General features: G+C 47.7%; 19 protein-coding genes. 10 read left to right on the top strand and 9 right to left on the bottom strand.

Annotation, left to right across the window (positions count from 1 at the left end; translation table 11 throughout):
- The first annotated feature begins 411 nt into the window (after window positions 1-411).
- A complete protein-coding gene (rmf, locus tag ACGHTT_RS08125) occupies window positions 412-618 on the top strand; it encodes a ribosome modulation factor (protein WP_290262672.1) in 207 nt (68 codons plus the stop codon).
- A gap of 70 nt (window positions 619-688) precedes the next feature.
- On the opposite strand, the gene ACGHTT_RS08120 is transcribed toward rmf, so the two are convergent.
- The 3 genes from ACGHTT_RS08120 to ACGHTT_RS08110 form a co-directional block, all read right to left on the bottom strand.
- Window positions 689-1,708, bottom strand: coding sequence for a quinone-dependent dihydroorotate dehydrogenase (locus ACGHTT_RS08120; RefSeq protein ID WP_390594629.1), 1,020 nt, complete (start codon window positions 1,706-1,708; stop codon window positions 689-691).
- A 92-nt stretch (window positions 1,709-1,800) separates the two neighbouring features.
- Entirely contained in the window at window positions 1,801-2,019 is a 219-nt protein-coding gene (locus tag ACGHTT_RS08115) for a DUF2835 family protein (RefSeq protein WP_390594628.1), read from the bottom strand.
- Window positions 2,020-2,028: 9 nt separating this feature from the next.
- Window positions 2,029-6,906, bottom strand: coding sequence for an NAD-glutamate dehydrogenase (locus ACGHTT_RS08110; RefSeq protein WP_390594627.1), 4,878 nt, complete (start codon window positions 6,904-6,906; stop codon window positions 2,029-2,031).
- Window positions 6,907-7,263: 357 nt separating this feature from the next.
- On the opposite strand from ACGHTT_RS08110, the gene ACGHTT_RS08105 reads away from it, so the two are divergent.
- The 7 genes from ACGHTT_RS08105 to ACGHTT_RS08075 all read left to right on the top strand — a co-directional run bounded on the left by ACGHTT_RS08105 (window position 7,264) and on the right by ACGHTT_RS08075 (window position 15,051).
- Complete coding sequence (locus ACGHTT_RS08105) at window positions 7,264-8,223, top strand: AAA family ATPase (RefSeq protein ID WP_390594626.1); 960 nt, start codon at window positions 7,264-7,266, stop codon at window positions 8,221-8,223.
- 2 nt (window positions 8,224-8,225) lie between these two features.
- The gene (locus ACGHTT_RS08100; protein ID WP_390594624.1) at window positions 8,226-9,152 is read left to right on the top strand and encodes a DUF58 domain-containing protein; all 927 of its coding nucleotides are present in this window, start codon (window positions 8,226-8,228) and stop codon (window positions 9,150-9,152) included.
- Window positions 9,153-9,161: 9 nt separating this feature from the next.
- A complete protein-coding gene (locus ACGHTT_RS08095; protein ID WP_390594622.1) occupies window positions 9,162-9,671 on the top strand; it encodes a DUF4381 domain-containing protein in 510 nt (169 codons plus the stop codon).
- A 160-nt stretch (window positions 9,672-9,831) separates the two neighbouring features.
- Window positions 9,832-10,707: a vWA domain-containing protein gene (locus ACGHTT_RS08090; RefSeq protein ID WP_390594620.1), complete on the top strand. Its 876-nt coding sequence runs from the start codon at window positions 9,832-9,834 to the stop codon at window positions 10,705-10,707.
- Window positions 10,700-12,751: a VWA domain-containing protein gene (locus ACGHTT_RS08085; protein WP_390594618.1), complete on the top strand. Its 2,052-nt coding sequence runs from the start codon at window positions 10,700-10,702 to the stop codon at window positions 12,749-12,751. Before ACGHTT_RS08090 ends, ACGHTT_RS08085 begins: the two co-directional genes overlap by 8 nt.
- Before the next feature lie 44 nt (window positions 12,752-12,795).
- Window positions 12,796-14,490, top strand: a complete 1,695-nt coding sequence (locus tag ACGHTT_RS08080) for a BatD family protein (protein WP_390594616.1) — start codon at window positions 12,796-12,798, stop codon at window positions 14,488-14,490.
- Between the two features lie 30 nt (window positions 14,491-14,520).
- Window positions 14,521-15,051, top strand: coding sequence for a cytochrome b (locus tag ACGHTT_RS08075; RefSeq protein WP_390594615.1), 531 nt, complete (start codon window positions 14,521-14,523; stop codon window positions 15,049-15,051).
- Window positions 15,052-15,102: 51 nt separating this feature from the next.
- Here the strand turns inward: ACGHTT_RS08075 and ACGHTT_RS08070 are convergent, their stop codons facing one another.
- Entirely contained in the window at window positions 15,103-15,861 is a 759-nt protein-coding gene (locus ACGHTT_RS08070) for a sulfite exporter TauE/SafE family protein (protein ID WP_390594614.1), read from the bottom strand.
- 70 nt (window positions 15,862-15,931) lie between these two features.
- The gene (locus tag ACGHTT_RS08065; RefSeq protein WP_390594613.1) at window positions 15,932-17,704 is read right to left on the bottom strand and encodes an HDOD domain-containing protein; all 1,773 of its coding nucleotides are present in this window, start codon (window positions 17,702-17,704) and stop codon (window positions 15,932-15,934) included.
- Between the two features lie 153 nt (window positions 17,705-17,857).
- Here ACGHTT_RS08065 and ACGHTT_RS08060 point away from each other — a divergent pair, with 153 nt between their 5' ends.
- Window positions 17,858-18,409: a hypothetical protein gene (locus ACGHTT_RS08060; protein WP_390594612.1), complete on the top strand. Its 552-nt coding sequence runs from the start codon at window positions 17,858-17,860 to the stop codon at window positions 18,407-18,409.
- Window positions 18,410-18,459: 50 nt separating this feature from the next.
- Window positions 18,460-18,966 carry a pilin gene (locus tag ACGHTT_RS08055; RefSeq protein WP_390594611.1) on the top strand — a complete coding sequence of 169 codons (507 nt, stop codon included), beginning with the start codon at window positions 18,460-18,462 and terminating at the stop codon, window positions 18,964-18,966.
- Window positions 18,967-18,989: 23 nt separating this feature from the next.
- On the opposite strand, the gene ACGHTT_RS08050 is transcribed toward ACGHTT_RS08055, so the two are convergent.
- From ACGHTT_RS08050 to ACGHTT_RS08035, 4 genes are all read right to left on the bottom strand, one after another.
- The gene (locus ACGHTT_RS08050; RefSeq protein WP_390594610.1) at window positions 18,990-19,709 is read right to left on the bottom strand and encodes a DUF4124 domain-containing protein; all 720 of its coding nucleotides are present in this window, start codon (window positions 19,707-19,709) and stop codon (window positions 18,990-18,992) included.
- Between the two features lie 103 nt (window positions 19,710-19,812).
- The gene (gene pepN / locus ACGHTT_RS08045) at window positions 19,813-22,461 is read right to left on the bottom strand and encodes an aminopeptidase N (protein ID WP_390594609.1); all 2,649 of its coding nucleotides are present in this window, start codon (window positions 22,459-22,461) and stop codon (window positions 19,813-19,815) included.
- On the bottom strand, window positions 22,458-23,288 hold the full coding sequence (locus ACGHTT_RS08040) for a DUF2797 domain-containing protein (protein WP_390595003.1): 831 nt from the start codon (window positions 23,286-23,288) through the stop codon (window positions 22,458-22,460). The genes pepN and ACGHTT_RS08040 overlap by 4 nt, the downstream gene beginning before the upstream one ends.
- A 29-nt stretch (window positions 23,289-23,317) precedes the next feature.
- Entirely contained in the window at window positions 23,318-23,587 is a 270-nt protein-coding gene (locus ACGHTT_RS08035; protein WP_390594607.1) for a YeaC family protein, read from the bottom strand.
- Between the last annotated feature and the right edge of the window lie 18 nt (window positions 23,588-23,605).

Raw genomic sequence — 23,605 nt, 5'->3', positions numbered from 1 at the left:
GTTGTTTTTATTCGAAACGGAGCTTTTACCTAGGCATTCGCGTCTACACAAAAACACGCATAAACGTGCCAATTTTGGGCAAAAGCTCTCTTTAGACGCCCTTGAGAATCTGACATGTTTTGCCCAGCTTTAACACGGCGAAATAGCTTCGCAAAGGATCCAACACCCCTTCGCCAAAGCGATGTTTTCGGGGCAGGCAAAAATTTCACCTCAGCATGCAGGAAGATTTCACATTCTTAATAGCCCATCCACAAAACATATCAACTAGCGAGGTTTAACACGCTTTACCTCTCCCGTGCGCACTGCATAAGGAGGAACAACGCACATAGCGATACGGCAGTTAGTATCGACACGGCGTTGGCTTGATCGGTATTGAATTTGATCTAAATAGACAGCCAAGGTGCTTACTTTATGAAAAGACAAAAACGTAACCAGATCGAACATGCATTCAGCAAAGGCTATATGGCCGCCATCAAAGGCCGCTCGCGCGAACTCTGCCCCCATCAGAGTGGGGACGCGCGTCAGGAGTGGCTCAGCGGCTGGCGGGAAGCACGGGAAGATCATTGGAACGGTTACAACATGGCGGCATGCGCACATAAGCTCAGCGCGTTAGGCTAAACTACTCAACTAGAAGCTCCCATAAGATCATGCAGCGCTAAGCGCTGCATTTTTTTATAAAGACCGATCTTTATTTGAGAGAATTAATTGCGTCCACTGCCTCAGCTATTAACTCAGGGCCTCGGTAAATAAAACCGCTGTAGATTTGAATCAAAGAAGCTCCAGCGTCAATTTTTTCCACTGCATCCTCGCCACTGCAAATTCCACCCACACCAATGATCGGCAACTCCCCTTTTAAAGCCGTATTGAGTAAGCGAATCGTAGCGGTCGATTTGTCTCTAACAGGCGCACCACTTAGCCCTCCAGCTTCATCGGCATGTTCACAACCTTGAACCCCTTCCCGAGACAAGGTGGTATTAGTGGCGATAACGCCGTCAATATCGGCTTCTAACAATGCTTGTGCGACCTGCTGCACTTCTTCATCGTTCATATCAGGCGCAATTTTTACCGCCACGGGTACGTACTTACCCACTGTTTGCGCTAACGTCGCCTGCTGCTCCTTAACTTCATTTAAAAGAATTTTTAAACTTTCACCGTACTGTAGTGAACGTAAACCCGGCGTATTGGGCGATGAAACATTGACGGTAATATAATCCGCATAAGGGTAAACCTTGCCCATGGCAAGCGAGTAATCAACGTGTGCAGACTCCACTGGGGTATCAAAATTCTTGCCGATATTAATCCCTAATACGCCGTTAAATCGGCGTTTTTTTACTCTTTCTACGAGGTGATCAACGCCCTTATTGTTAAAGCCCATTCGATTAATAATGGCCTGCTGCTCGGGCAACCGAAATAGGCGCGGCTTAGGGTTACCTGGCTGGGGCCTAGGCGTGATAGTGCCAATTTCCACATGACCAAAACCGAGTTCGCCAAGCGCATTAAAATAATCGCCATTTTTATCCAAGCCTGCCGCTAACCCCACTGCGCTGGGAAACTGAACACCCATTATCTCAACCGCTCGTCCAGATATTTTAGGCGCGAACAAACCAAGCATTTTCAGACGCTCTGCGGCACCCAACATATCTAAGCTAAGGTAATGAGACGTCTCTGGATCTAGAGCGAATAGAATGCGGCGAGCAAAAGCGTACATAGATCAAAACCCAAGTTGTGGTAAAGGCGCCAAGGATACTGGAAAGCGGCCCTTACTGCACCTAAGCCAAGAACAGAGGTAAGAACAGAGGGTCAAAGGGCTTTAATAGATACGAGCTTAAACGCATGATCAAACTCAATTCTAAATCGGCCATTGACCCCATTTTCTTTAACGAAAGCACGCAGAGCCTGTGCAGGAAACTGTATTCGTCTACCGTCAATTGCTCTGGCGCTAACAATACGGGCACTGCCGCGGTATAACCGCAGCAGCTCGTCCTTTTCGATCGTCAAATCAACATCAATAAAGGTCAAGATAAAACCTTAAGGTGTATATTGACTAGCCTGCGCTAAGTCCAATAACTCGCGAAGCGCAACCGAGAAAATCGCGTAGTCCGTACCCGTCGCGCCTCTTAAGTCGGCAATCATTGAGCGCCAGCGATTTACTAATACACTGTGTGTATCCGCCCACGCTGTAATAGCTTCATCAATCGATTGCTTGGCATCGGCCGACTTAATCAATGAGATGGTAATCGTGCGCAGTTGAGAGTCAAGGTCATCCAAAAACGCTTCGCGCGCCATGGATTGCCAATAGTTCTCAACTTTAACGTTAGACATCTCCTCGGCAAACCAATCTAAACCTAGGAAATCACTGACAGTCATCTGAAATTCAGCAACACGCAAAATATCCGTATCCGCAATAATCGCAGCCTCCACCATGCTCAAACCAGGGGCCACATTGATGGGGATTGCAGCCCTGCTGGCGACGGCCTCGGGAACACCGGCAGCCACTAAGCGCTTAGACTCCCTTAACCATTGTTTCTTCGGCTCGCCGCGAATCATATCCGGCAACGCACCCACCAGACGCGTTAAAGAGCCACCGAATAACGCCACCTCGTGCGCGACATCCAAATGGGTACGCCTATTACGTAAGAACCAGCGTGTCGCACGCCTGATTCTTCGCATCATTCGGCTCATGATGTCGAGCTGAATCTGCGCGTCGACCTTGAAATCCAAGGCTTCAATCTCCCGCCAAAAGCTATCGAGCGCATAAATATCGCGTGCAGCAACATAGGCCTTGGCGACATCAGCCGGCTTGCTGCCGGTTGATTCCATCTGGCGCTGGCAGAAATTAATACCCATGATGTTAACCATGTCATTGGCTAGCTGGGTTGCAATAATTTCGCGGCGCAAACGGTGATTGTATACCTGCTCGCCATAACGCTTACAGATTTCCTTAGGAAACGCCGATTCAACAATCTTGGCGATGTATTCGTTGTTGGTAATGTCCTCAACGGCTAACTCATCCTTCAATTGCACCTTCGCATAGGAAACCAACACAGACAATTCAGGTCTGGTCAATGATTTACCCTGAGATTGACGCTCGACCAAAAGATCGTCGGGTGGCAAAAACTCCAGCGCTCGGTTGAGGCGACCGCTAGCTTCTAACGCATTAATGAAACGACGATACTCGCCTACCCGCTGCTTGGATTGGTACTGGGCAATACTCAAGGCTTGTGTCTGGCGATAATTATTGGCGAGTACTAAATTAGCGACATCGTCCGTCATTTCGCCGAGCAATTTATTACGTTGCTTTTCCGTTAAATTGCCACTGGATACAACCTCGTTTAATAAAATTTTGACGTTGACTTCATGATCAGAACAATCGACGCCAGCCGAATTGTCAATAAAGTCAGTATTACAAGCACCACCCGACAAGCAGAACTCAATACGACCCAATTGAGTCATACCCAAATTCCCGCCTTCGCCAAAAATTTTACAGCGCAGGTCTGCCCCATTTACCCGCAAACCATCGTTAGCTTTATCGCCAACTTGCGCATGTGATTCTGTAGCTGCTTTTACATAGGTACCAATGCCACCGTTCCAGATCAAATCTACTGGTGCCTTTAATAACGCATTGATCAGATCTGTTGGTGTTAACTTATCTTCCTTAATAGCAAAAGCTTTTTTCATTTCTGGCGAGATGGCAATTGATTTCGCTGAACGCTCAAAAATACCCCCGCCTTTGGAAATTAACTTTTGATCATAATCTGTCCAGCTACTACGCGGCAGCTCAAACAAACGCTTACGTTCCTTAAAGGTCTTCGCAGCGTTAGGCGTTGGATCGATAAATATGTGTAAATGGTTAAAGCCTGCCAGCAAACAAATATGTTCGGACATCAACATACCGTTACCGAAGACATCCCCGGCCATGTCACCAATACCGATCACGCTAAAATCGGTCGTCTGGCAATTGATGCCTTTCTCCATAAAATGACGTTTAACACCGACCCATGCGCCCTTGGCCGTGATGCCCATGCCTTTATGGTCGTAACCCTGGCTGCCACCGGAAGCAAAGGCGTCGCCCAACCAGTGTTTATATTCGAGTGATATGCCATTGGCAATGTCCGAGAAAGTCGCGGTGCCTTTATCGGCAGCCACTACTAAATAAGGGTCATCACCATCGTGCCGAACCACCTGTTTAGGTGGCGCAATATTGCCATCAATTAAGTTATCGGTAATATCGAGTAAACCGCGAATAAATATCTTATAGCACTCGATACCTTCTTTCTGAATAGCCTCTCTATCGCCACCTCTCGGGCGCTGTTTTGAGACAAAGCCACCTTTAGCACCGTTAGGTACAATAACCGCATTTTTGACCTGCTGGGCTTTTACTAAACCCAAAACCTCAGTCCGATAATCCTGCAACCGATCCGACCATCTTAGCCCGCCGCGTGCCACTGAACCGCCGCGTAAATGAACACCTTCGATACGGGGTGAATAAACAAATATTTCATACAACGGACGAGGTTCTGGTATTTCTGGAATTGTCCTAGGACTGAATTTGACAGAGATATAATCTTTAATTTGATTATTCTCATCTAGCTGATAAAAGTTTGTTCGTAGACTGCCATTCAACATATCTAAATAACGTCGAATAATGCGGTCTTCGTTTAAATTATCCACACTGTCAAGACGTGTCAGTATTTGCGCCTCTAGGTCTTTAACCACTTGCATCGCAGCTTTCGAACCGTCATTAGACGCAGGGTCAAACTTAGCCTTAAAGATGGCCACTAAATTACGCGTGATATCCATGTGATTAGCCAAGGTATTGGCAATATAGGTTTGGCTGAAATTGAAAACAGTTTGCTTCATATAGCGCGCATATATACGTAGTACGGCCACTTCCCGCCAATGTAAAGATGCGCCGAGTACTAGCTGGTTGAAACTATCATTTTCATTCTTGTCGCTCCAGACTGCAGCGAAAGCTTCCTGGAAAAGATGGCGAGCAGACTGAATATCAATATCTGCCGGCAAGTCATAAACCAGTTCAAAATCATGCATCCAATAATGGTCTTCACCCACATCAATACGGTAAGGGTGCTCGCCAATGACCCGCATACCCATACGCTCTAAAATAGGGATACCGTCGGAAAGCTCTAGGGTTTTATTGCGCTGGAAAACCTTGAATCTGAAGGAATTTTTATCTACACCCACAGGCTGATAAAAGCTCATACCTAGGCCATCAGGGCCTTCAATAGCACGCATGGTTTCGATGTCGAACACCGCCGCTCGAGCATCAAAATGCTCTTTATAAGCACTGGCAAAAGCATGCTGATAATTTTTAAACAGCCGTGCGCCCTTTTCTTCGCCGTGATTTTCTATCAATGCAGCATGCAAGTGATCTTCCCAAGTACGGGTAATATCAACAATTTTTGACTGCAGCTTTTTAACGTCGTACTCAATTGGTTTATTAGGATCAACCCTAAAAACCAAATGTGCGCGCGCCAGAATTGACTCAGAAAAATAGGTGGTAAACTCACACTCTTTTGCATTAATTGCTTTACTGATTAATTCCTGAATACGGACTCGAATAGCCGTGCTAAAAATATCTCTCGGCACATAAACTAATGCGTTTACAAACTTTCCATAGGGGTCACGACGCATAAAGAGCTTTACGCGATAGCGCTCGCTAATTCGCATAGCACCAACAGCGGTTTCATACAGTTCTGAGCCACTGCTTTGAAATAGCTCATCGCGCGGGAAGGTCTCCAAGGTTTGCTTGAGCGCCTTGCAATCGTGGCTTTGTGGGTCCAAGTCGGCGCGCGCCAAGACCTGCTCCACTTTCATGCGAATGAGCGGAATTTTAGTTGGACTCAGGGTGTATACGGGCGAGGTGTACAGGCCCATAAACCGGCATTCACCAATCACTGCACCGGTTTTATCGTAGCGTTTAACGACGATATAATCCGAGTAAGCGTGCCGATGAACCCGCGAGCGAACCGAGGATTTAGAAAATGCCAACACCTTTGGGGTTAAATGAAAACGCGCCATCCCGGGGTTAAAATCATCTATCACGACTGCACCGGCGTCACTGGAGTGACGGCGGAACAAACCCAATCGCTTATCGGTAATTTCGCGTAACGCTCGAGTACCGTCTTGGTCAAAGAATTCGTATTCTGAATAGGCCATAAAGGTAAAGTGGCCATCGCCTAGCCAGCGTACGAATTCACAACTTTCCGAAAGATCCACCACGTGTTCATTTGCCGGTACGCGGCTAAGCGCCTCAGCCACCTCAGAAACAGCTGCCAGCATCGGCCGATAATCATTGACCACAACATCGACATCTTGCAGCACATCAACTAGGCCATCGGCAATCTCTGCCATTTCCTCGCTATCGGTGTGTAGGTTCACCTCAAAATAAATCAGAGCTTCTTTGCCGTAACTAATATCTTTGCGCTTAGGGATAGCTTCATGGCGCGGTACAATTTCCTGCAGCTTTAAAGACTTATTGCGTCCAATCTGATGAATACTGCTGTAAATGCCGTGAATGGCGATGCCTCTACGGTTGAGCTCCATGCGAATTGAGTCGACCAAAAAGGGCATATCCCGCTGCAATACCGCGACCACTGTGTGAGGGCAGAGCCAGTGATCTTCATCTAACGTTGGGTTAAACACCCGCACTTTCGCCTGTGGCTCCGCAGGTCGGTCGGCGATCATGTTCCACCAGCCATAAAGGCTGCCGTAAACATCGGTAACCTTACGCCCCTCCAGCTCCTCTAAAGGATATTGGTCATAATACTCACAGGCAAAAGCCTTAAACTGTTTCGACTTATCGCCTGTCAATCGGTCATCAATAAGTGCTGCCAGCTGATCTAAAAACGCTTGCTTGTTATCAGCAGTGACCAAACTTGTATCCACGTCATACTCTCCGAAGAACGCTTTGCGCTCCTTTATGCACCGAAATAAGCGCCCAGATTGAGCGCCCACCCTTCTTCTTGTCCAGCAAATCCATCTAACGACGCTCGACTAACCACGAAACAACCACCCCAAAAGACTGAACTTTTAGCGCTGATTGAGGACTAACAGGCCGTGCCGGGGTGAAAGTCAAAAAACAATTCACCAACCTGGACAAAGCATAGACCACTGAAAGCTGTCTAAGGCCTTGATTAGGCACTGTTTGCCCCCAAATAAGGGTATGCCAAGCAGTTATAGCGTTAACTTTATGTAACTGTTTTACAGTTAACTAATTTTGAAGTAATAACGAACAACACACCTATGACCACACATTCACAAATACAAGTATTGAAAACCTGGCTAAATAATCAAATCGTTGGCCAGAACGACCTCATTGATCGATTATTGATCGCACTTTTAGCTGATGGACACTTATTAGTAGAAGGCGCGCCAGGCTTGGCCAAAACCAAAGCAATCAAGCTTTTAGCCAAGGGGATTGAAGGTAGTTTCCATCGCATCCAATTCACTCCGGACCTATTGCCTGCCGATGTGACAGGTACAGACATCTATCGCGCCGAGACCTCCAGCTTTGAATTTCAAAAAGGCCCCATTTTCCACAACTTGGTACTTGCCGATGAAATCAACCGGGCCCCGGCGAAAGTCCAATCCGCTTTGTTAGAGGCCATGGCCGAGCGGCAAATTACCGTCGGCAAGCACACCTACCCCCTCGCCGAGTTATTTCTGGTGATGGCGACACAAAACCCAATCGAGCAAGAAGGTACCTATCCGCTTCCTGAAGCTCAATTAGACCGATTCTTGCTGCACGTGCGCGTCAACTATCCGAGCGCAGCAGCAGAAAAAGAGATATTGCGCTTGGTTCGAGAAGAAAATCTCACGCAGGAAGCCGTGCCGCCAGCCAAGATTTCTCAAACAGACTTGTTGAACGCAAGAAAGAGCCTTTTACAAATTCACCTGGCGGAGAGCGTAGAAGATTATATCGTGCACTTGATCGACGCCACCCGACACCCCAAAAACTACGATGCTAAATTAACCCAATGGTTGGAGTACGGCGCGAGCCCTCGGGCAACGCTAGCACTCGAGCGCTCAGCGCGGGCACTCGCATGGCTCGACGGTAGAGATTTTGTTAGCCCCGCCGATGTACAAGCACTCGCCCCGGATGTTCTCAGGCACCGTTTAATTCTCACCTTCGAAGCTGAAGCGAGTGGCGTGACGATGGATCAGGTCATCGAACACCTACTCGACGTGGTGCCAGTAGCCTAACCATGGACGCTCTTCAGCCCAAAGGTGCCTTTAGCGAACTAAACCAATTACTGATGGCAAGGTTCATCAGTAAAGACTTGCGCATACCTGCACGCTCGCGAAGTCAAAGCAGTCTTGCGGGCGCAAGCAGAACCAAATTTCGCGGCCGCGGTATGGAGTTCGCCGAAGTTCGGCAATATCAACCTGGTGACGATGTGCGCTCCATCGATTGGCGAGTGACCGCTCGAACCCAAACACCTTTCACCAAGCTGTACAGTGAAGAGCGAGAAAAACCCACGTTTTTCCTCGTCGACCAACGGGCCAGTATGTTTTTCGGCAGCACGCAGTGTTTTAAATCTGTATTTAGTGCCCAACTTGCCAGCACCCTAGGCTGGACGGCCGCCGAATCCGGCGATCGTATCGGTGCAATGATTGCACACACCGCTGGCGCCGAAGATATTCGACCGAAAGGCTCACAGCATGCAATGCTAACCTTAATCAATCGCTTACATGCCCACAATCAGGCACTGTCATCTCCTATTGCTAGCCAGAATGAAAAAAGCCTACCGGCGCTGTTGAGCGATTGTAGGCGTGCACTAAAACCAGGCAGCACGCTGGTCATCATTAGCGACTTTGCCGACTGGAGCGACGAGTGCCATAAGTTGATAACCCTATTAGCGCGGCACAATGACCTGCTGTTTTTTCACATCTACGACCGCTTGGAACAACAGCTGCCGAGCAATAGTTTATTGGGTATAAATAACGGTCGCGAGTTGGTGCAACTTGATTCCAACAAAGCCCAAGCATTAGCTCAAAATTTTCAACTGCGTCAAGCATCGATTCAAAACAGCGCGCGAGACCTAGGTGCCGCTTATCACTTATTGGAATGCGGCACAGCCTTAACACCTTGGTTACAAAAACATTTTGGCAAGCTGAAAAGACGTGGGTAAGGTTGCCATATGAACGAAAAACTATTACCGCTTAAAGACTTCCATCTACCGCCTGAGCCGGGTATTTGGCCATTAGCACCGGGTTGGTGGGCATTATTGGCACTGTTACTTATCCTAGGTGCAACCCTGACATGGCTCGTTCGCCGGCATCAAATTAAAGCGAAGCGCAACTACCGTAAAGAGGCGAAACAGCGGCTCACCGAGATCATCGACCAATACCAACAGGACGATAATTTGCAACGGTTGTCCATGCATACAAACCAATTATTAAAGCAAATCGCATTAAATGCCGTCAGTCCGCAGGCGGCACGGCTTATCGATGATCCCTGGGTTGCATTCTTAAATAACCAACTGGTCACAACAGATACACCGCTAAGCGATGACACAAACATTCTTTTATCCAAACAACCCTACACCTCAAAAGCGCTGCTCACGCCTGTGCAAACAGAAGCAGCCTTAGAGGATGTGAAGCATTGGATCGATCACCATCAGGGGGCGCTTCTCGATGTTAACCTTTGAGTGGCCAATGCTATTCTGGTTACTTCCCTTGCCGCTCTTGTTGCGGTTGCTACCTAGCAAGCGTAAATCAACCGTGGACGCTGTCTTCGTGCCTGCAAGTTTTAACGGGGGGCATGAACACCTACAACCTCAACCTAGGCACAGATCTAAGCCATGGATATTGTTAAGCCTCCTAACCATTGTTTGGCTCGGCACAATCACTGCAGCAGCCAACCCCCGCTGGCAAGGGGATCCCATCGAACTACCTAGCAATGGGCGAGACTTGCTGTTAGCGGTTGATATATCTGGCTCCATGGAAACGCCAGATATGTTTTACCAAGGCCAATCCATTAATCGATTACAAGCCGTAAAGGCCGTCGTTTCTGAATTCGTTGAGCGCCGCGTAGGAGATAGATTAGGCCTGATACTTTTTGGTACCAATGCCTACCTTCAAGCGCCACTCACATTCGATCGCGCCACCGTAGGCCAACTACTAACGGAAGCGCAACTCGGCTTTGCAGGCGAGAAAACCGCCATCGGCGATGCTATCGGTTTAGCCATCAAGCGCCTTAGAAACAGGCCTGAATCCTCGCGCGTACTCATACTGTTAACGGACGGAGCAAATACCGCGGGTAACGTGAGCCCACAACAAGCCGCCACACTCGCTGCCGCCGCCAATGTAAAAATATATACCATCGGGCTTGGCTCCGAGGAAATGAATATTCCCGGCTTATTGGGTTCAAGTTTTGGCGCAAGAACGGTAAATCCGTCTCTTGATTTAGATGAAAAATCCTTAGAAAAGATCGCCTCAGCCACAGGCGGTAGATACTTTAGAGCAAGAAACCCAGAGGAGCTACAAAACATCTATGCCCTGCTCGATGAACTCGAGCCCTCAGAACAAGATAGCGACGTATTTAGACCTCAAAAATCATTATTCTATTTACCTTTAGCCCTCGCGTTTTTAGCAAGCGTGATCGCCTTTCTAACCGCACACGCTTCTGTTTTCAGAAATAGAACCGCAAGCGAACTGAATCAAGAGCTAAACCGCCGTGATTGAATTATTACAAAACGTCCACTTTATTCGCCCAGAATGGTTCTTCGCTCTGCTGCCATTAGCGTTTTTGTTACTGCTAGCCCGCGCCCGATCCAAAGCCTCAAATGGCTGGTACGCCTATATTGCACCTGAGTTACTGGGGTATTTAACAACCAACAAATCATCTGCCTCACGAAAAAACCGATGGCTGCCGATACTTTGCGGTTGGCTGCTTGCTGTTTTGGGTTTGGCAGGCCCAACTTGGGAAAAAGCCCCTACACCGGTTTACCAAAGTGAAGCGGCAACCGTATACATTCTCGACTTATCCCCCTCCATGCTGGCCGAGGATATAAAGCCCAATAGGGAAACTCGCGCAAAACAAAAAATTATCGACGCCTTAAACCTTCAAAAAGACGGGTTAAAGGCCTTAATTGTCTACTCTGGTGAAGCCCATCTCGTCACACCACTTACCGACGATGCCCGCACCATATCAAGCTTGGTGCCTTCCTTGTCGCCGCGCATCATGCCGCTAACCGGCAGTAATGTGGAGATGGCCATAGAGCTCGCTCTTACCACCTTACATCAAGGTAACATTCAACATGGTCAGATAGTGCTGTTTACCGATGGCGTCGACGCCAGTGCTGCCCCCACTGTCACATCGCTATTAAAAAATCAGCGTTTTCCTCTACACATTATTTCTTTAGGCGATGAAAATGGCGCCCCCATTCCCATAGGCCAAGAAGGTTTCGCAAAAGATCGGCAGGGTAATATTATTATTGCCAAAAATGACCGAGCCCTGCTGAAGGGTCTTGCGCAACAAACCCAGGGCCGTTATTCAGATATTGTGCTAACAGACCAAGACATAAATTTTTTGACCGATACTAACCTGCAGGAAAGCCCTTCAATTGAAGGTCAAGATCGGGATTTCGATCAATGGCAAGATAACGGCTACTGGCTCGCCTGGCTACTCCTACCAATCGTTGCATTTAGCTTTCGACGCGGCGCCGTTTTTTCCTTCTTACTCGCGTCCCCTTGCCTGCTAGGACTAGCATTGAGCCTAAGCCTTGCCAGCCCAGAGGCAATGGCTAACGACAGCTATCAGAAGTCGTCAGCCACCACATCCGATACTGACTCGGATAATTGGAAAAATCTTTGGCTCAACAAAAATCAGCAGGGGTTAGCATCCTTTAAAAACAATCAAAGTGACAAGGCGGCGACAGAATTTACCGATCCTCGCTGGAAAGCGGCATCTCTATACCAAGCTCAAGACTTCACAAGCGCGAGCGACGTATTAAAGACGATAAACAATACAGCAGAAACACCCAGCGCCGATGATCTCTACAATCAGGGCAACGCCTTGGCTCAATCTGGGCAGTTGCAAGCGGCACTAGAGAGTTATGACAAGGCACTTGCATTAAAGGCAGATATGGCGGATGCGATTTACAACAAAAGAATCGTTGAAGAGCTACTTAAACAGCAAGACCAAGACCAAGACCAAGACAAAAAACAGTCAGGTGGAGATGAGAAAAATAATCCACAAGACTCAAGTAAAGAAAATGAGTCTGAAAACTCACCTAACGAAGACGCTGAGCAATCTCAAGACAAACCTTCCGATACTAAGACTGAGGCAGGCGACGAAAGTCAGAATAATGATAATCCAGCACAAAATGACGCCGCTAACGAGAATGAGCAAAAAAGCTCAGGCGACAAGGACGATACGCCAGCAGAAAAAGACGGCGAGCTAGGTGATTACGCCGACAGTGATAACCCCACTGAAACTGATCCAAATTCTGAGGCCGCCCCACTCGACAACAATCCAACGGCCGCTGAGAATCAGCTAGACAAGAAACCCGAAGAGCAAATGGATCAAGGGCAAGCCACCATCGATGCCTTTGACCATTTAAGTGGTGAAGAAAAAGAAGCCATGGAGCAGTGGTTGCGCCAAGTCAATGACGACCCTTCGGGGCTACTAAAACGAAAATTTGAATATCAATACCGGCAAAGACGCGAAGCAATCAAAGAGGGTGAGTGGTCACCGCCGGAAAACGATGCACACACCCGTTGGTAGCTTGGTAGATAGCGTTAATTAATACAGTTAATTGGATAGTACAGATGTTAATACGATCAATTTTTACGTTGATTACTCTACTTTTTTTCTGGTCGGCTCAAGCTAGTCATGCTGCCAGCATATCGGCTAGCGTCGATAGAGCCCGTATCAGCATGGATGAAACCGTTGTTCTATCCATCAGGGTTTCACCTCAAGCCAATACGACTCCCGACTTCAGCGAACTTGAGACTCAATTCGATATTCTAAATCGCAGCCAAAATAGCCAATACAGAAATATTAACGGTCAAGTTACAGCCTTTACAGAATGGCAATTAACCTTAGCACCAAAATCGGTGGGTAAACTCGTTATCCCATCCATTCAATATGAGCAAGAGTTCAGCGATGCAATTATTCTAGACGTATCGCAAACCGACAACACGCAAAGCGGAATGACGCCCGATATTTTTCTCGATATACAAGCTGAAAAATCCGAGCCTTACGTACAGGAACAGGTGATTATCACCGTCAAGCTGCACACTGCCATCCCACTTCGGGTAGATGATGCGCCTGCCCTAAATATTCCTAATGCATTGCTACTACCATTAAAAGACAGTCAATATCAAAAGCGTATCGGCGATAAAGTTTACTCAGTCTCAGAGTTACGTTACGCCTTATTTCCGCAGATGAGTGGCGAACTTGAAATACCCATTCAAACGTTCACCGTCACGATGCGCGCCCATAGCAGGCTTAACAACTCACTAAACTACGGCCAGACTGAAACCAAGCGGATTCGCAGTAAACCTATTGTCTTGGCGGTGAAACCTCAAGCAAAAAATTACCAAGGTCAACATTGGCTACCGGCTAGCAAACTCGACATTAGCGAGCAGTGGTCTAGCGATACACAAGACTGGACCTTGGGCGAGCCCATAACACGCAAGATAACCATCAACGCAACAGGTTTAAGCGCCAATCAAATTCCGAGTTTACCGCTCGCAGAAAATCCAAGTTTTAAACAATATCGCGAAAAACCTGAGTCAACCGATAGTCAAGACGCTAGAGGGCTAAGCACATCCATTACCGAATCAATCGCCATTGTACCCACCCAAGTGGGCGTAACACAGCTACCCGAAGTAAAACTCTATTGGTGGGATACACAATCTAACACGCAGAAGATTGCCCTGCTTCCCGCACGCAGCATCAACATTAAAGCCAACCCGCAACTACCCGCGTCAGTACCGTCTATCTCTCCCGCTCAACCAAACCTAGATGTAACTGAGCAACCGAATCTTGATACCTCACCTGTAAGATCGCAGGACACCAACTCAGCTATCGTCTGGCAAATCCTAAGCGCACTGCTTTTGATAACCAATCTCATCTTAGCTGCATTGGTTTGGACTCTACGACGCCGCAGTCAGTCAACCGTCAATAAAACAATACCCGTGACGCCATCGCCACAGCCAACTTTTGACGACCTAGATACCTTCTTCTCTCAACCGTTAGATCGAGATTGCGCCGCGCGCTTTTTACAGGCGCTTAATCAGCTCTTACCGGCAAACTCCATTGAGGCAATGCGCGACACCACACTCGCTGCTCAGATCAAACAGGAAATACAGCAACTAAACGCCTACATTTATGGCAACAATCAAAGCTACGAGGGTAACTTTTCGACACTGAAGCCGCTAATTCACCGAGCTCTACGAGAGAAGCGTGAACCCAACCCTAAACCGGCCCCCTTGCTATCGGCTTTATATCCCGATTAAATACGTGGAAACAAAAAAGAGGCATTCACTATGAACACGGCAACCGCCTACCACAGATTTAGCAAATTATTACACTGGTTAATGGCATTAATGGTTTTCGTATTAATTGGCGTCGGCTCTTACATGTCCGATTTAGCCGATGACGCCCCCGGCCGAATGGACCTGATCTTGCTGCATAAAGCCTCTGGCTTCGTATTTTTGTGGTTAGTTATGGTTAGGCTTATTTGGAGTAAGATAACGCCACCGCCGCCGCTCCCCTCTGCGTTTACCTCCACAGAAATAAAGCTCACCAAAGCGACTAAGCACCTACTCTACTTGGCAATGTTTTTAGTGCCGTTTAGCGGTTGGGCCATGAGTAACTTTGCAGGCTATGCGGTGAAGTTCGGCAGTTTTTCGGTTCCCTTAGTGTTTGAAAAAAGTAAGGCATTAGCGGGGGTATTCCATGAAATACACGAAGTTGCACCATGGGTTTTATTGGCGCTCGTGGCTATTCACCTCGCCGCAGTGATTTATCACAAACTGGAAGGCGGCGATAAAGACATTTTAAAGAGAATGCTGTAACGTCGGCGACCAAGTGTAAGCCTGCGCCGTTCGTTCAACGGCAAGATGCCTTTATTGAATGAACAGCGCAGCCGCACTTGCGAATAACGTCATCACCAGCAAAAACCACTTGAGTACTTTTGCTTCCACTTTTATTGCGAATTTCACCGCGACCGAGGCGCCAGACATAGTCCCTGCAGCGAGCACTAACCCCGGCAACCATTGTACGAGGTTATCAGCGATGAAAATTAACAAGGCGATAAGAGTGAAACCTAGCGTACAAATTACCTTAAGCGCATTTGCACGCACTAGGTCGTAACGTAGAGCGCCAGTAATAGCGGCCAGCAATACGAATCCGACACCTGCCTGTACAAAACCACCATAAAAGCCAGCAAAGATTAAACCGGCAATGCCAAGTGGCGAGTCCTTAACAGATTTTGGTTGTTCATCTTGCGCAGGCGCAACAACTGAGGGGCTGACCAAAATAATAACGGCCATACCAATCATCGTTATCAATAATAAGGGCTTTAATATGTCATTCGGTGCAATAACAGCAGCTGCAGCACCCAAGGCGCCGCCAATTAAGGTAGGAAGCATGACCGGAAAGATAGCGTCAATGGGTAGCTTGCCATACCTGTGAAAACCCTTCGTCGCGCTAACACACTGAAGTAAAACGCCAACTCTATTGGTAGCATTCGCAACATCGGCAGGCATACCCATCATCATGAGTGCGGGTAATGTTAAATTACTTCCGCCACCGGCCAAGGTATTAATGATCCCGGCAATAAAGCCGGTAGCAATCAACAATAAATAAAACCATTCTACAGCCATGCATCAACCTCCTAGTGGCAGGCAATAGTAAGCCCTGCTCAAAGGATATTCGAGTAGCGTGCGAAATTAATTATTGATTTATTAACTCAGCAGCGGCGCGCAGCTGGGGTAAGCGCTCAAGAAAGCTAAGCAATATTTTCTCCACAGAAGCTTCAGGCAACCTCAATAGCTGAGTTAAGTCAGTGCTAAACGGCTGAAGGACAGGTAGCGCAAGGTTACTTTCAATGGCTTGAATATTGGCCAGCAAAAACTCCTCGGCAATCAATAATAGGTGCGCTTCCGGTATCATGGCCACCTTATCAACGGCCAGCTGGCGCATGATTAAGCTCACTGAACGGGGCAACTGCCAGCGAGCGAGTAACAGCGCCCCCGCTTCGCTCGTATCCACGCCAAGCCGGAGCTTTTCCATGGCGAGAAGCTCCTGAGGCGCAGGATGTCTTAACAAGGGATCGAGTAATGCCTGCATTTTATGAGGGAAGCACTGGATCAGCACCAAACGCCCAATGTTATGTAATAAGCCAGCCAAATAAATATCAGCTTGCACTTCAGCCGACTTTCCCATCTCTCGATAAAAATCATTAGCGAGCTGAGCAACACCCAACGAAAGAAGCCAAAATCGCTCTAACGAAAAAGCTGGACAATTGTTTAAACGGAAACTACCGGCGGCGAGCACAGCTAGAGCAAGACTTCTTAATTTATCAACCCCAAAAACCCGCACAACAATATCTTTAATCGACGAGCTAGGTTTCATGCCATAAAAAGCACTACTGGCAATACTAATGAGTTTGGCGGCCAACACAGGGTCCTGCTCAACCAAAGCCGCCATATCCTCCAAACTAGAATCATCGCGCTGAGCCAGGGCCAATAACTGGGCACCAATGGCCGGTATATTCGGCAATCTATCGGGCGATATAAGCGCCTCGACATCGACATCTTTCGACAAACGCCGATACTGAGCCTGAAACTTTGCAGGGGTTACGCCTTGCCATGACTTAAACGCGCGCTCAAATGCTGCGCGCTCTGAAAAGCCTAAATAATCAGCTAGGCGATCAATTGATTCGCCTTCACATAATTTCGCAATGGCGTGGCCATTGCGAAATCGCGTGAGTAACTCCCTAAAGGTCGTACTCAGCTCTGCCAGTTGCCGATTAAGCGTTCGCTCAGAGATCGCCAACTTTGCCGCCACCCATGCAGGGCTGACCTCACTTAAATCTCTAGCAGCGTCCATTAGGTGGTAAATTTTCACCGAAAGTTCACTCTGCATATCAGATTGCGCAAAAGGCAAGTTATCAGCAAGAAGCGGTAAAAGGGTGGCATTTGCCGTAACGAATGGCGCATTAAGAATAGACAGACCAAACTTTATGTGTACTTGACCAGCAGTATTGGTATAAACACAGCGCTCGGAAAAAACGGGAATATAATCCGCATCACAGAAGTCTGGACAGACATTGATTTCACTCATTTTAACCCTTGAACCTTGGGCCTGCCTAACTAATAGCCAAAACAAAAGCGCGGCGAAAACGCTAGCTTTTGGCTCTGGGTGCTTAAACTGAACGGTTACCGATGCAGCTTGCTCTACCTGCACCGTTAAACTCGGAATCCAGTGCCGCATCACACCAGCGTCACCCTGTAGGACAGCTGACAAATTCGGATTTGCCAGCCACCAATAGCCAGCAACACCAAACTGTGCAGCTTGCACATGCTGGAAGTACGACAACCAGCCCCGGGTTTCAAGCAAGGTAAAAAGATCCGAAGCCGAAACCTGTCGCTCACCCAGCAACCTTGGCTCGCCCAAGGCGTAGTCGCGAGCAGGCAATAAAACCGCATTGACCGTAAAGTCCATCTATATACCTATATTGCTTTGGTGATCACACGTTGACCGTACTTTGATAGATGAAAGCCACCCATATGGCGCCCTATATCCTAATTAAGGCGCTTTAGGTCGTGGGTAATCCACCTAAGTCGGCGTAAGATCCAAGCTATAAGGAGTCACATCATGTCCCAGCAACTCATTTGGAACCTTGCCGGCATTGTGTACAAGGAGCAAGCTGTTAACTTCCTCAAGCGCTTCGAGGAATCGCTATGCGTTTTCTCCGGTACTGTCGAACAAGTATATGCCAATTACAATATTTGGCCTGTTACGGCTGATAGCAGTAAATTACTTGTATTGCCGAATGCACAAGCACATCACGATACCTACCAAGACGTCAGTAACGAGGCAGTGGTTAAAACAGGCTTGTTTATTGTCCCGGGCGAGGCAATCGGAAAAGCTGGATTGTTGCTCGCTAAACGCAATCCAGAAACAGGTAAGTTTATATTCGTGCCGTTCGCCAGCGGCCTAAAAAAGGTGGCCGAAAAGATGCCCGACGCTGAACCTTTTCTTCCGGTTATTACCAATAAAGACTTAAGAGAGCTGAATAAAGCTGCACCTATATTACACCTACACAGGGTGAAACCATCCCTACTTAAAGACCTTTCCCGCTTCGATGCCAACTCGCTGCAACATACCATTCAAACCAAGATGGACCGGTTTCTACTTTGTGCATAAACTAGGCAACTAAAAGCGCTTAACTGCTGATATTGACACACGAAAGCGCTATGCTTGCAGCCATGAAAATGCACAACATACATACGTTCCGCGGCTTCACGCTCATTGAAATGATGATCGTGCTAAGTATTATTGCCATATTGGTCACACTCGCTATCCCTAACGCCAAGGGTCGAACAACGAGAGTTCAAATTGAAGAGTCATTAAAGTTAGTTGAAGATTATCAGCTTCAAGTAGTGAGTTACTACAAAGTGATGGGTGAGTTTCCCGCCGACAATAAAACCATTGGCATGCCTGATCCGGAAAAGATAATTGGTAATTACCTAAGCGCTGTGACGCTCGAGCAAGGAGCGTTGCATCTCGAATTAGGTAATAAGATCGGCGAAGGTCAAACGGGTAAGGTTGTCAGTCTCATAGCGGTATTCGTGCCAGGATCGCCTCAAAGCCCTATCTCATGGGTTTGCGGAAGTGCCGAAATTCCGGCAGGCATGCAAGCGGCAGGTGCAAATCTAACCAATCTGGAGCTTGCTTACCTGCCGACGAAGTGCCGCTATTAAATATTGCAAAGCACCTTGAGGAATCAGCGATAGTACAACTCGCTCTCCACATCATCCAAACCCTTTCGATATTTTTTTGTACATGCCTTCCATTGTCTACGGCTCTTAGCATTGGTTGGATCTGTTGGGTCAAGTAGCGGTTCGCGTCCACATTCACTTACCATTTTGCGCGACAGGTCGTCGTGCACGCTCTGTAATCGCTTATTCTCATTTTGCCCATCACTAAGTACTTCGGCATTTTGAGAGCTTTCCCGCTCTGCCCAGTTTAGCGCGCAACGTAGTTCGCGCATGTCTTTGGCATCCTCATCTAACTGTTGCTGATAGCGACTATTGCGTTCTGCAGTGCCAGAAATACCATAACCAGAATTACTACTGCGTAATTTTTCCCGCGAACGCTGCTGTGCCGACTGTTCCAGACGCTGTAGTTTTTCCCGCCAATAGCTAACTGACTTGCCAACATATTCGGCCCGGTACTCTGAGGACCTAGCGCTGGAGCCTGTGTAGGAAGTCGGCAAACGAATATCGCCGCAATAGGCACTAGAGCCTACATAGCGAACCGCTTCCGCAGCACCACCACCGCGCACCTCAACACCTTCAACAACCGTATTTTCACTCTTCTCCTTAGGCGGGTATTGAGAAAAGGTAATATTTCCATGCTCATCGACAACTTTATATAATTTTGCCGCATAAACATTAGCGACTACCGCCAATATCAAAAAACAAGCCACCAACAATCTAGTCATCACTACCTTTTCCTTCCGCGTTCCAATGCGGTTGATTTTACCCTTTGTCGCTACCTTTTTAAAACCACTTACTGGTATCTCTATTAGCCGGTTTACCCAAGTATCAGCTGGCCTTCAGCGCTTTCTCGGTAACCTCAAACAAATCCTTACTGAGTGGTTGCGCCGCTATTCGGGCCAGCTCTTGTCGCATAGTCCGACCTCGCTCAGCATATTTCGCCCACCGCGTCAGCGGCGTTACTAAACGAGCAGCCAGCTGAGGATTGCTTTTATCGACCTTAACCACAACATCCGCGAGCCATTTATACCCAGCACCGCTATCACAGTGAAAACCGGTCACATTTTGATTGCTAAAAACCGAGATAAGCGCCCGCACCTTATTGGGGTTAGACCACTGAAACGCTGGGTGTTGGGTTAATTGTTCGAGGCGTGTTAAGGCTTTCTCTGACTCGACCGCGGCTTGTAAACTAAACCATTGATTGACCACGAGTGCCTCATGACGCCATTGTTGGTAAAACTCGTCTAACGCCTCAGCCGTTATATCGGACTCGTCAATTACGATCAATGCCTTAAGAGCGGCCAATTGGTCGGTCATATTATTGGCAGACCTAAACTGCCCCAAGGCGAGTTCACTGGCCGAGGGCACGCCGGCATGAGCCAGCAATAAAAGCGCCGTATTACGCAGAGCCCTGCGACCAATGGACGCTGCGTCTACCTGATAAGCTGCATTGGCATCATAGCAACAAGCAATAGTTGTCAACTGATTTTCTAGGCTATGCGCAAGTACTTTAACTACTTTCTCCCTCGCCGCGTATATAGCCAATACATCGTGTTGCGGCGATCGGTCGTGTAAATAGCTGACCGACGGGACTTGTAGCATATAGGCAATGACCGCCGGCTCGATCAACTGCTGATCAATAATAACGGACAAAGCCTCCAACCAATATTCCGAAACCCTAAACGCCGCCGGCTCTTGTAATGCAGCATTGACAGCAATTACTGCGAGTTCTTGGCTTGCACTCCAGCGATTAAACTCATCGCTATCAAGTTTCAAAAGTTGGATCAATTGCGCTTCCGAATAATTGAAACGCACATTTACCGGCGCAGAGAAACCTCTAAAGAGTGACGGCACAGGTTGCTCGAACACATTAGAAAAAACAAAGCTTTGACTCGCCTCGGTTAACTCTAAAACTGTATGCGTATTGTCGGCATCATCAGATAAGGCAAAATCCTTCGGTTGTAATTTTAACGAGCCAGCGTCTCCCAATAATCCCATGGCTACCGGAATATGGAACGGAAGCTTGTGCTCTGTTTCGGGCGTGGGCCTGCAGGACTGGGTAAAACTGAGCGTGTAGGTATTCGCATCGGCATCATAATGGTCACTAACAGTGACTTCAGGTGTACCGGCCTGCGAGTACCAGCGCTTAAACTGGCTAAAATCCTTCGCACAGGCATATTCCATAGCCGCAACAAAATCATCACAGGTTACCGCCTGACCATCATAGGTTGAAAAATAGTAATCTGTTGCTTTCCGAAAGGCGTCAACGCCTAGTAGATTAGCGAGCATACGAACAATTTCAGCACCCTTTTCGTACACAGTCAGCGTATAAAAATTAGATATCTCAATAAAGGACGCTGGCCTAACAGCATGGGCAAGCGGGCCTGCATCTTCTGCGAATTGAGCACTTCTCAATACATTGACATCTTCGATTCGCTTAACCGTGGCCGAATTCATATCCGCGGAAAATTGCGCATCGCGATAGACGGTAAAGCCTTCTTTCAAACTCAATTGAAACCAATCCCTACAAGTCACCCGATTCCCTGACCAATTATGGAAATACTCATGGGCAACCACCGCCTCAACACGCTGAAAACCAAGGTCAGTAGTGGTTTTTGAATTGGCAAGCACACAAGAGGTATTGAATATATTCAAGCCCTTATTTTCCATCGCGCCCATGTTGAAATCATCGACGGCGACAATCATGTACCGATCCAAATCGTACTCAAGGCCATAGGTGCGTTCATCCCAAGCCATCGCTCGCTTGAGCGAATCAATGGCGTGATCACATTTATCTAAATCCTTTGGCTCGACGTACACTTCGATGGCAACAGGCCGGCCACTTTCAGTTGTAAAGCTGCCTGTTTTACAGGCTAAATCACCAGCAACCAAAGCGAAAAGATAGCTAGGTTTTTTGAAAGGGTCGTACCAACGCGCGTAATGCCGGCCGCCCTCAAGCTCGCCCGCCTCAATTAAATTTCCGTTTGATAGCAAGATCGGGCACTGTATTTTATCGGCTTCGATTCGCGTGGAAAAAACGCTCATGACATCCGGACGATCCAAATACCAAGTAATTTTACGAAAGCCTTGCGCCTCGCATTGAGTACAATACATAGTGCGTGAACGGTACAAGCCTTCCAAAGACGTGTTTTCTTCAGGATTAAAACTGACCTCGGTTTCCAACCAACCTTCAGACAAAGGCAAAAAGATCGTTAGACTGTCGCCCTTGATAGCATAGTCACCTTGCCCTAACGCTCGACCGTTCCAAGCGATATGATGGGTAGTCAAACCTTCCCCAACCAATACCAATGGCTCATTAGCCAGGCTTTTATTTGGCCGAATTTTTAAGCGTGCTTTTACGTGTGTCAAACCCGGCGTAATATTCACATCCAGCTCGGTCTGGTCAATCCAATAGTTTGGTTGCCGATAATCTTTTAGATAGATTGTTTGAGCTTTTACACTATTGTTTTCCGTCACGCTGCGTCTCCACCGGTATGTAATGTCACTTCATAGCCGGTATATTTTCGTAAATTAATAACACCCGTATCTAACAGAAGATACTGCCCCTTTATGCCCTGAAGCACCCCCCGCACATCGGGACCTTTATCTGCATTTAACGAGATAATTTTTCCTGGGTATTGTTGCACGGGATAAGCTATTGAAATAGCAGGCAAATCTACTAACTGCAATGCCTGAAGCCCAAATCTGTCCTGTAACTGAGTAAACTCTTCGGCGATAGCTTGCTCCAGCTCGTCTCTCGCCAACGCCAAATCGACCGAACATTGCTCGCCCTTCAACATAGTGCGCCAGTTAGTTTTATCGGCAACATGCTGTTTAAGCACAGTTTCCAGTAGGCCAGCCTGCTGGCGCGTAGCGACACGAGCGAAGGGAATTGCCGCCACAGCACCTTGATCAATCCAACGCGTAGGGATTTGACTAGCGCGAGTAATCCCTACTTTTAATCCAGAGGAATTAGCCAAGTAAACCACGTGATCGGTCATACAAAAAGATTGCCCCCACTCGGGCTCTCGGCAGGTACCCTGATCGAAATGGCAAAGCTCTGGACTCATGATACATCGATCACATTGAGCTAGAGACTGAAAACACGGGTAACAATAACCCTGACTGAAACTTTTTTTAGTTTTTCGGCCACAATGCGTGCAGGCTATGGCAAGTGAAAACTCAAGCCTTATTGACCGGCCGATGAGCGGATTAAGGGATATAGTGTCCTCCCCTAGCGCTAGACTGTAGTCTACGCTCTGAGCGCCTTGAGCATCGCGGCTCTCAGTTAACAGCACTCGCATCTTTTCAATATAACCTGTATACGTAAACATCAGTGCTGCCACTTGATGGGCTTTTCTTGCTCGTGATCCAGTTCGTCACCTTCACTGCCACAATGGGTGTGAGGCTTTGGTGGGATGTAGCCCGAATGCTGTTCCTTAGGCAGATGTAAATGCTCATAGGCTATCACGGCTTGTATACAACTTTGTTTTTGCTCAAGGGTTAGCACCCGTCCATCGGGCCATTTACCCAATTCAATAGCACGCTTAAAACTGTGGTAAATTTCAGGGGTTAATGACGCTACTAATTTTTGATAATCCATCGCTACTTCCGTTGCTTA

This window comes from Simiduia litorea (assembly GCF_042853465.1).
In the GTDB taxonomy this organism is placed as follows: Bacteria; Pseudomonadota; Gammaproteobacteria; order Pseudomonadales; family Cellvibrionaceae; genus Simiduia; species Simiduia litorea.
The sequence above is the reverse complement of the archived record's forward strand: the minus strand, read 5'-3'. Positions and strand labels throughout refer to the sequence as shown.